This is a genomic window from Pseudoalteromonas rubra (assembly GCF_001482385.1).
Taxonomy (GTDB): Bacteria; Pseudomonadota; Gammaproteobacteria; order Enterobacterales; family Alteromonadaceae; genus Pseudoalteromonas; species Pseudoalteromonas ardens.
The window spans coordinates 4,238,822-4,248,773 of record NZ_CP013611.1 but is presented as its reverse complement, the minus strand read 5'-3'; the positions used below and the strand labels follow the sequence as shown (position 1 = coordinate 4,248,773).

The 9,952-nt window shown below is 46.6% G+C and carries 9 protein-coding genes; 8 read left to right on the top strand and 1 reads right to left on the bottom strand.

The window, feature by feature from the left end; all coding sequences use genetic code 11:
• The first annotated feature begins 214 nt into the window (after positions 1 to 214).
• From AT705_RS18230 to AT705_RS18200, 7 genes are all read left to right on the top strand, one after another.
• Positions 215 to 1,423 carry a DUF642 domain-containing protein gene (locus AT705_RS18230; RefSeq protein WP_058797680.1) on the top strand — a complete coding sequence of 403 codons (1,209 nt, stop codon included), beginning with the start codon at positions 215 to 217 and terminating at the stop codon, positions 1,421 to 1,423.
• 285 nt (positions 1,424 to 1,708) lie between these two features.
• Positions 1,709 to 3,193: a peptide MFS transporter gene (locus tag AT705_RS18225; RefSeq protein WP_058797679.1), complete on the top strand. Its 1,485-nt coding sequence runs from the start codon at positions 1,709 to 1,711 to the stop codon at positions 3,191 to 3,193.
• Positions 3,194 to 3,628: 435 nt separating this feature from the next.
• Positions 3,629 to 4,675 carry a 4-hydroxyphenylpyruvate dioxygenase gene (gene hppD, locus AT705_RS18220; RefSeq protein WP_010385091.1) on the top strand — a complete coding sequence of 349 codons (1,047 nt, stop codon included), beginning with the start codon at positions 3,629 to 3,631 and terminating at the stop codon, positions 4,673 to 4,675.
• A 156-nt stretch (positions 4,676 to 4,831) separates the two neighbouring features.
• A complete protein-coding gene (fahA, locus tag AT705_RS18215; protein ID WP_058797678.1) occupies positions 4,832 to 6,145 on the top strand; it encodes a fumarylacetoacetase in 1,314 nt (437 codons plus the stop codon).
• 127 nt (positions 6,146 to 6,272) lie between these two features.
• A complete protein-coding gene (locus AT705_RS18210) occupies positions 6,273 to 7,379 on the top strand; it encodes a M23 family metallopeptidase (protein WP_058797677.1) in 1,107 nt (368 codons plus the stop codon).
• Positions 7,369 to 7,743: a bactofilin family protein gene (locus tag AT705_RS18205; protein ID WP_058797676.1), complete on the top strand. Its 375-nt coding sequence runs from the start codon at positions 7,369 to 7,371 to the stop codon at positions 7,741 to 7,743. The genes AT705_RS18210 and AT705_RS18205 overlap by 11 nt, the downstream gene beginning before the upstream one ends.
• Positions 7,744 to 7,910: 167 nt before the next feature.
• The gene (locus AT705_RS18200) at positions 7,911 to 8,519 is read left to right on the top strand and encodes an outer membrane beta-barrel protein (RefSeq protein ID WP_058797675.1); all 609 of its coding nucleotides are present in this window, start codon (positions 7,911 to 7,913) and stop codon (positions 8,517 to 8,519) included.
• 30 nt (positions 8,520 to 8,549) lie between these two features.
• Here AT705_RS18200 and AT705_RS18195 read toward each other — a convergent pair whose 3' ends face one another.
• Positions 8,550 to 9,017 (bottom strand): hotdog fold domain-containing protein, encoded by a 468-nt coding sequence (locus tag AT705_RS18195; protein ID WP_058797674.1) that lies wholly within the window; start codon positions 9,015 to 9,017, stop codon positions 8,550 to 8,552.
• Between the two features lie 179 nt (positions 9,018 to 9,196).
• On the opposite strand from AT705_RS18195, the gene AT705_RS18190 reads away from it, so the two are divergent.
• Positions 9,197 to 9,940: a hypothetical protein gene (locus tag AT705_RS18190; protein ID WP_058797673.1), complete on the top strand. Its 744-nt coding sequence runs from the start codon at positions 9,197 to 9,199 to the stop codon at positions 9,938 to 9,940.
• Positions 9,941 to 9,952 lie beyond the last annotated feature (12 nt).

Below are 9,952 nucleotides of genomic sequence, written 5' to 3'. Positions count from 1 at the left end.
GATGACATGTAAAAGTATTAGGAACACAGCGTGTAAAAACCAACCCTTTGGTATCACTTTTATATTCTAAAATTGAGGCATAAATAGGAACTAACGGTCATTTTTTGATTTTTAATTGACCAGACCGAGTAAAAGTAAGAAAATGGAATTAGTTAAAATTGATTAGGGATAACATTTTATTTACACAGATAGAGTGAAGCCCTGGAGTATATCTATGAAATTATCAGTTATCGCACTTGGCCTGAGTGCCGCCCTAATCAGCAGCTTTGCTGCAAATGCCAGTGACAATCTAATCACTAACGGTTCTTTTGAGCAATCAAGTACCATCAAAGGCTCCTGGAGCCTGTTGAGAACGCTACCAGGCTGGAATCGCAGCTCTGCAAAATTTGAAATTCAGACCAATCGCCTTGGTCTTATTCAGGCTCAGGATGGTGAACAATACCTGGAGCTGGACTCCACCCGTAACTACAGTGCATATCAAAATGTTGCGACTGAAGCGGGCAAGCAGTATGTCGTGAGCTTCTACTACTCACCACGTGTTACCAATAATGCAGATACCAACAAAGCAACCGTGTACTGGGATGACCAGGTAATCGCAGAGCTAAACGGTACACAACGCGGCTGGCAACATTACACCATCACAGTGACAGCTGACAGCGATGAAAGTACGCTGAAGTTCGTGGGTGCAGGTAACTCAGATTCCTATGGCGCATTGCTGGACAATGTGTCTGTTACCGCAGATTGTGTAACTGGCCTGTTTGGCATCAATAACTACGGCTCTGTGCAAAACGGCTTCGTCTACCACTTTGATCTGGATGCAGGGCAGTACAGCACAGTATCGGGTGTCACACACACAGCCTCAAATATCGCCAGTAAAGATGGTGTACTGTACTTCATGGAGCAGACCAACAGCAGTACTAAAGCGTCTACTCTGTGGGCACTGGACCTGGACGGCAATCAGCAGTACAGCGTAGCAGAGACTAAATCATGGCCTTTGTATCGCTCAGCAGTCACCCCAGACGGTATCTCATTACGTAGCACCAGTAAGACGTATATGTACGACTTTGACATGAGCAGCGGCGAAAAAACCGTGTTGGGTAAATTGTCATACTCAGGTGACGATTTCAGCCATGGTGACATTGCTTACTCAGCAGACGGGAACGTGCTTTACGTCTTAACCGGCAAAGCGCTGTATACCCTAGACGAAGGCAACATGGAGTTGACTAAGATTGGTGAGCACGGCGTGAACTGGGCTTCTGGCCTGGCAATCACAGACAATGGCGAACTGTATGTATCTGGTCGTGAAAATGGCAGTAACGCACAGATCTGGCAGCTCAATCCAAACACTGCCGTTGCGACATTGGTGATGGAAGGTCCTGAGCACATCAATGACCTGACGTTTGTCGACAATTTCTGCCGATAACCGGCACATTCGTTCAATATGCGCAAAAACCAGCCAAACAGGCTGGTTTTTTTGTATACAAAAAGCGTCTAACCCAGCTGGTAAGGCTTCCCCATCGCCACCCCACTAGGTATACTGACGCGCTTTTAATGCATAGTTAGTCAGCATTACACTAACTTGTAAATCTTTTGGGGACTGGCCACCCGTTCAAAGTATGCTGAGCAATACTGTCATCAACAGTACCTTCAGCATCGATAATATTAAGGCCAAAACAACACATTGTGATTTTAATCTGGATAAAAACTTATGAGTTCAAATACACAGGCTCCGACCATTTTAGGGCATCCTAAAGGGTTGTGGATGCTGTTCTCGGCAGAATTCTGGGAACGATTTTGTTATTATGGCATGCGTGCCGTTCTTGCCCCTTATGTTGCTATCGCCTTTTTCGACCACCTCACTGCTGAAGAAGCGGCTAAACAAGCTAGCTTAACCTATGGTGGTTACACTTCGATGGTATACATGACCGCAATTTTGGGGGGATATGTCGCTGACCGACTGATCGGCTACCAAAGATCAATCATTCTCGGTGGTATTATGATGGCCGTCGGTATGTTTATGCTGATGGCACCGGATCTCACGACCTTCTTGTTTGGCCTTGCATTTATCGTAATGGGTAATGGCCTGTTTAAACCGAACATTTCCACTATTGTAGGCAAGCTTTACGAACCAGGTGACCCGCGCCGGGATTCAGGCTTTACCATTTTCTACATGGGCATCAACTTAGGTGGTGCACTCGCGCCTATTATCTGTGCCACCATCATCGGGGCCATCTGGGGCTATCAGTACGGCTTCCTCGCAGCTGGCATAGGTATGATTTTCGGTGTAATGGTTTTCCAGCTGCAAAAATCCTGGTTAGGCGGTGTTGGCAAGGCTGAAAATGCAAAAGCCAGTTGGTCACGCTTTGCGGTTGTTGCAGCAAGTGCTGTATTACTGGTTGTACCGGCTTTCTATCTACTCAGTAACAGTGCATTACTTGGATACCTGCTTGCCTTTTTAATGTTAGGATTAATCGCTTACTTCTTATATAGTGGCTTCCAGTCCGGCGATAAAAAACAACTACACAGATACATTGCCATGTTGCTGCTCTTTTTGGCCAACACCGTTTTCTGGGCGTTATTTGAGCAAGCTGGCTCTTCATTAAATTTCTTTGCCAAAGATCATGTCAATCTGGATATTGGCTTTACGACAATTCACTTCACGCTGTTTCAGTCAGCTAACTCTATATTCATTATTTTGTTTGCGCCTGTTTTAGCTGCACTGTGGCTTAAACTGGATCAGCGAGAAGCAAATCCATCTATTCCTCGCAAGTTTGCTTTCGGCCTGCTAGGTGCGGCTCTGGGCTTCTACGTATTGGTATTTGCGATTCAGTTTATGCAAGACGCCAGTGGTAAGGTGCCAGCTTACATGCTCGCATTGTGTTATCTGATCCATACTTTAGGTGAGCTGTGTCTATCTCCGATTGGTCTATCTATGGTAACTAAATTAGCCAAACCAAAAGAAGTTGGCCTTGCAATGGGCGGCTGGTTCTTGTCTATCGCTATGGCACAATACCTAGCAGGTGTCATTGCATCTATCGCTACCAGTGGTGGAGGTGAGTCCGGTCATGCTGTTGGCTCAATCGCACAGTATTCTGATGTATTTATGCAGCTAGTCTGGTTAGGTGTTGGTGGTGCCGTCATTTACTTCCTGGCAGCACCAGCGATTACACGCCTGATGCACGGCGTACGCTAGCCTGTTAGATAAATATTTAGTGTTTAAAAACCGCGCGACTAAGCGCGGTTTTTTCATTTCACCCGCCAATTTGTAAACTATTCGATACATATCTTCTCAATTTCTAAGTTTGGTAGTGCAAAAGGAACAAGTCTACATTCTCAGTTAAAAAATTCAAAAAACCAGAGCAAGACTTTAAAATTCAACAACTTAATAATTTTCCCAGTGCCCCTAAACCACACTCTCCACTATGCATTTTGATGCTTTAAACTACAATTTTTGGATAAAAAATTATATGTGTCACTTTAGTGTTCATTTTGCCTAAATTGTCCAACCAGATTTACATTTCGCCCTCTTGCTAATTCCCCCCCATAGCTTCCCCTTTTGGTCATTTTGATTAATCATCCACAGCACAAAACAAATAGCGATCCAGTGCTTTAAAGCGGGAGTATGACAATGAGTGAAGTAACAAATCCTCTAGGCCTAGTAGGCATTGAGTTTACCGAGTACGCAACACCAGATGCGGACTACATGGAAAAGATTTTTGCCGACTTTGGTTTTTCTAAACTGAAAAAGTTCAAAGACAAAGACATCCTATACTACAACCAGCATGACATTCACTTCCTGCTGAACAAAGAGCGCGGCGGTTTCTCTGCTGAGTTCGCTAAGAGCCACGGCCCGGCAATCTGTTCAATGGGCTGGCGTGTAGAAGACGCGCAAAAAGCGTTTGAAATCGCGGTAGAGCGTGGTGCAAAACCAGCGACTGACTCAACACACAAAGATCTGCCTTACCCTGCTATTTACGGCATTGGTGACAGCCTGATCTACTTCATCGATGTATTCGGTGACAAAGGCTCTATCTTTGAGCAAGACTTCGTTGAGCTGGAAGAGCAAGTTATCGTTGAAGACAAAGGCTTCCTGCGCATCGACCACCTGACTAACAACGTATACAAAGGCACCATGGAAACATGGGCAAACTTCTACAAAGACGTATTCGGCTTTACTGAAGTTCGTTACTTCGACATCAAAGGTCAGAAGACTGCTCTGTTGTCATACGCACTGAAGTCTCCATGTGGCACCTTCTCTATTCCAATTAACGAAGGTAAAGACGACAACAACAACCAGATCGACGAGTACCTGGACGAGTACAATGGCCCGGGCGTACAGCACTTGGCATTCCTGACCAACGACCTGGTTGCGTCACTGGACAAACTTGACCAGACTAACATTGCAACATTAGACATTGTTGATCACTACTACGACACTATCTTTGACCGTGTACCTTGGGTTAAAGAAGACCGTGACAAGATCAAAGAGCACCAGATCCTGGTAGACAGCCAGAGTGAAGATTGCTACCTGCTACAGATCTTCACTAAGAACCTGTTCGGCCCTATCTTTATCGAAATGATCCAGCGTGTTGACGACGGTGGTTTCGGTGAAGGTAACTTCCAGGCACTGTTCGAGTCTATCGAGCGTGACCAGGAACGCCGCGGCGTGATCTAATTCTCCTTTGAGAGTGGATAATTAAAAGCAGCTTGGGGCCATGCCTTCTGGCTGCTTTTGCCGTTTAATTTGTCTGAGACTCAGATGTTGCATTGAAAAACCAGAACGCTATCACCACATCTGAGAGCAGCCTCAAACTTGCAAAAAGGAAAGACCATGTCTTTTATCAACGAAACGCACGACATTAATCTTAAAAGCTGGGTTGCCAGCGCAAACCAGGCCGGTACCGACTTCCCAATTCAAAACCTGCCATTTGCTTCATTCCGCCGCAAAGACAGCGCGGAAGAGTTCCGTGGCGGTGTTGCCATTGGTGATCAGGTACTGGACCTGGCTGTGGTTGCTGGTGCAGGAATTTTCAGTGGCGAAGCACAGGATGCCGCTGAAGCAGCCAATGCACCTAAACTGAATGAGTTTATGGGTATGGGTCAGAACTACTGGTCTGCACTGCGCTTAGCACTGTCTCGTGCTCTTCGTGAAGGCTCAGAGCACCAGGGCGCACTAGAAGCGGCGTTGGTTGCACAGTCTGACGTTGAATATGCGCTGCCTTGTCACATTGGCGATTACACTGATTTCTATACCTCAATCTACCACGCTACTGCGGTAGGTAGCTTGTTCCGCCCGGACAACCCTTTGCTGCCTAACTACAAGTGGGTACCAATTGGTTACCACGGCCGTGCTTCTTCAATTGACGTGTCTGGTCAGAACTTCCCTCGCCCTAAAGGTCAGACGAAAGCACCTGATGCAGATACACCGTCATTTGGTCCTTGTAAGCGTCTGGACTACGAACTGGAACTGGGTATCTATCTTGGTAAAGGCAATGAACTGGGTGACTCTATTTCGATTGAAGATGCTGAAAGCCATGTATTTGGTTTCTGCCTGTTCAATGACTGGTCAGCCCGTGATCTTCAGGCTTGGGAATATCAACCATTAGGTCCATTCCTGGCGAAAAACTTTGCATCAACTGTGTCACCCTGGATTGTTACTACAGAAGCCCTGGCGCCGTATCGCACCAACTGGCACCGTGATGAGCAAGATCCTCAGCCTCTGGACTATCTGGAGTCTGCACACAACCGTGAAGCTGGTGCGTTTGATATCCAGATGGACGTACTACTTGAAACAGCGAAAATGCGCGAAGCCAATGCTGCGCCTAGCAAGCTGTCAGAATCAAGCTTTAAGCACAGCTACTGGACAGTGGCACAAATGGTCACTCACCACACCGTAAACGGCTGTAACTTCCTGCCAGGCGACATGCTGGGCTCAGGTACACAGTCTGGTCCGGAGCACGAAGAAGCGGGCTCACTGTTAGAGCTATCGCGTGGCGGCAAAGAGACCATCACCCTGGACAATGGCGAAGAGCGTAAGTTCCTGGAAGATGGCGACAAGGTCATTATGCGCGGCTGGTGTGAAGCCAATGGCTTTGCACGTATCGGTTTCGGTTCAGTCGAAGGCACTATCCTGCCAGCGAAGTAATCGCAAGCGAAAACTATTCCTATACAAAACAAAGGTGTGCTTGAGTACACCTTTTTTTTGTAAGTAAATACTGGCTTTTTGCATAAAAATTGTTAGAGTGAGTCGTTATTTTTAATTTTTACGTGTTATGTTTCGCTATATCAAACGTCTGATCACATCACTATTTCAACCTAAGCAACTAATGCTGCGCCAGAACGGCCAGGTTAGTCTGATGGTTGTGCCCGGCTGGTTGCAATTTATCGCACTAGTGCTGGTTTGTTGTGCTCTTAGCTGGTTAGTTATCAGTACATCAGCGTTTTTTAAGCAACAAGACACAGTCAATGCCTTACAGTCTGAACTTCGGACCAAAGCGCAAAGTTGGGAACAGGAAAAACAGCAGCTAACTGCAAAACTGGCACAGCAGCACACTCAGCTCGCGACTTTAAACGAGCAACACACAGTGCTCAGTGAAATTGTCAGTGCACTGCCAACTTCTATCACCGAACAATCAGACGCTCCCGCTGCTTTACCAGACGATGCACCGCAGACGGATGCACAACCTGCGGTCAGTGACCTCAGTGACAGTCATGAATTTGAAACCCAAAGCGCGGATTTGAATGATGCACAGGCTGCATTGCTCACAACCTTACAGGCCGTTATTTCGGCGCGCCACAACCAGTTGATGGCCGGGTTTAATGAAGCAGGTCTGACACTGTCAACCGAAAGCAACTCCGCCCAGGGTGGTCCATATCATCAGGTCGATGCAACGTTGCTAAATGACAGCTATACCCAGCTTATCGATGACTCAGTGCAGCTCAATCAGCTGGAGAATTTATTACATTCCACTCCAAAAATGATGCCCGTCGCGCACGACAAGTATTATATTTCCAGCGCCTTTGGTTTTCGTAAAGACCCCATCACAGGCCGCCGCGCCTATCACAAAGGGGTTGATATGGCAGGCTGGCACAAAACCCAGATCATTGCCCCGGCTGATGGTGTGGTCAGTAAAGCTGGTAAAAATGGGGGTTATGGCAAGTTTATAGAGATTCAACATGCCAATGGCATAGTAACTCGCTATGGCCATTTACATACCATCAAAGTGAAAAAAGGTCAGGCAGTTAAACAGTCAGAGGTAATCGCCCTGATGGGTAGCACAGGTCGTAGTACCAGTACACACTTGCATTATGAGGTGTTACAGGATAAAAAGCATATAAACCCTGTAAAACTGGCAAGAGTGCTCAAACGTGTTCAATAAAAAGAAAACTTCACTTCCTTTCTCGCTCATTTCTCCCGACACCACAATCACAGGTAACATCCAGTGTGATGGTGAAATTCAAATCGATGGCAAAGTGGTTGGCGATCTACGAGTGACCCAGCTAATCATTGGTGAAACGGGTGTCGTCGAGGGGAATATCATTGCAAACCAGGTTCAGGTCCGAGGACAAGTACAAGGCGGGATCAGCGCTGACAGCGTTACGCTTGAACCCAGTGCCAGGGTCACCGGTGATATTGCACATGATACTTTGTGTATTCAGGCTGGTGCCCAAATACAAGGTCAGTTAAACCATCGTGCGGAGCAATCAAACGTCACGCCTCTGGATAAAGCCAGCGAAGGCTGAATAACTCGTCAAAAATGAACCACCGGTAACATTTTATAACATAAAACATATACTTAGCCTTTCACTTCTGTATCTGAAAATGATACATTTTCACCATATTAGATTACCTAGCGAGTCTCACGCGCTCGCTTTATGACAACACCTCGAAGTAATTAAAAGGATATAAAGTGAATAAGCATATTTTAGGTCTATTACTGGCAACAGCATCTTTGGGTACTCAGGCAGCCGAGCTTAGCAAAAGCTACCTTGAAGTAGGTTATGGTGAGTCTAGCCTGGATGGCGCACCAAGTGGCTCAGATCCGCAGGGCTTTATCGTAGCTGGCAGTTATGAGTTTGCCAATGGCATTTTTATGGGCCTGAAAATCGATCAACACTCAGATAGCCTGGATGTGTTTGACGACTTACTTGGCGACGATTACGACGTTGATGAAACTACATTCAATTTAGGTTACATTCTGCGCAAGACCAGTCATGGCCGTCTGGCTGTGGGTGCTCAGCTTGGTGAATTCGAAGTATCAGCCCGACGCATAAACTCGACCATTGATACGCGCCGCATTTACGGTGAATACGAGCATGTATTCAGCAAACGCGTTAGTGGATTTGCTCAGCTCGGATACGAAACGCTGGACTTCCCAAGCCCGATTGGAAACGAAGACGGTGTCTATTTAAATGCTGGTATCCAGTTTAGCTTCACTGATCACTCAGGTGTTATCCTGGAATACACCAATGGTGTGGATTACACCCAAACCGAAGTGAAGTACCGCTACACTTTCTGATTTTAAAAGGCCCGCTTAGCGCGGGCTTTTTCACTTTTTCGCCGAAATATACATAGTGACATCGGCATGAAATACCTTAACTCCGTCACGGTTAAACACCTCTACCGGGACGACTAACTCCTCTTTATCTTGCCATTGACGTGGCAGCGAAATCGTCGCTTCAGCTCTTAAGTCCGTTTCCGCTTTTTTCAGATACTGTACGGTCATCCCTTTTGGGATCCAGCGATGTGTTTTGTAAGGAATGCTGGCATCAGTCACCACGCCAGCGCATAACTCTGCAAGGTTACACTGTGCAATTGCATGCACTGTCCCAATGTGATTATGGACCGCCTTGCGGTTGGGCATCTGCGCCGTAATCCGCCCTTCACTAAGGTGAGTGATCTTAGGTTTGATGGTGCCAAAATAAGGCGCTCGTTTACAGACCGCCTTGCTGAATAGCCAGTTGCCAAAGGGCAACCATTTAAACTTCTTGTAGGTTTTTAATAAAGGTGTTGCCATAACGCTTAACCTGTTGCATGTAAATCACACTCCACCCTAACACATCTGACCAGTTAGTCCAATGGTAGAAAATTTATAAAGCAATCACTACCCCTGGGATTAATATGGCCCGTTCCCAGATGTGTTACAATCCTGCCGATCAGTGAACTTCCATAACGATAAACTCTAAGGACAAATATATGAACAAGCTCGCTTTACTATCCGCATTGTGCTCGCCCCTGGCCATCGCCGGACCGATTACTCAGATTGAGATTGAAAACAACACCGTTTTATTCTCGACCAGCTCTATGGCGCCCAGCTCCGTTGCGTGTGTCGCAGAAGACAAAAACCAGCTGCGCTCAATTAGTCTGGACAGCCACTCAGGCCGTGCCATGTATTCCTTGCTGATCACTGCGGTAGCAAAACAACAAGCGGTGGCTGTCACGTCGGCTCAGGATTGTGCTGATCTGGCTGGAGTAGAGCGGGTGCAGAGTCTTCGCCTGGCGCCCAATACCAGCGCCGGTAACTCAAATGCCCGCTCGATTGGGTTGTACGCGAGTGACGGCATTACGCGCATTGGCACACTGGTGGATACCGCGCACTATAAAAATAGTGCCTACGATAGCGGTCAATATCGTTGGACTTACATCGATAATGAAGGTGGCGTCGACTATAAAACCTTAACTATCAGCTACAACAACGCAGATCTCCAATTCGAATATAGCGGTTGCCGAGGCAGACAAGGGTTGTCTACACATGGTGTGCCTGTTTATCACCATGGTAAGTACATTATGGGTGATAAAAACGCACCTTTTACCAGCTCAGCGGATAGAAGCGCTCAAAACTACAGCTGCTTCAATCGCCAGGATAAAACCAGTTACGAGATCATTGAAACTGAACACCCAATTTGCGGCGCAGGATTATGTCTGGTCAAAGAAGACTGATTAATCACTCAG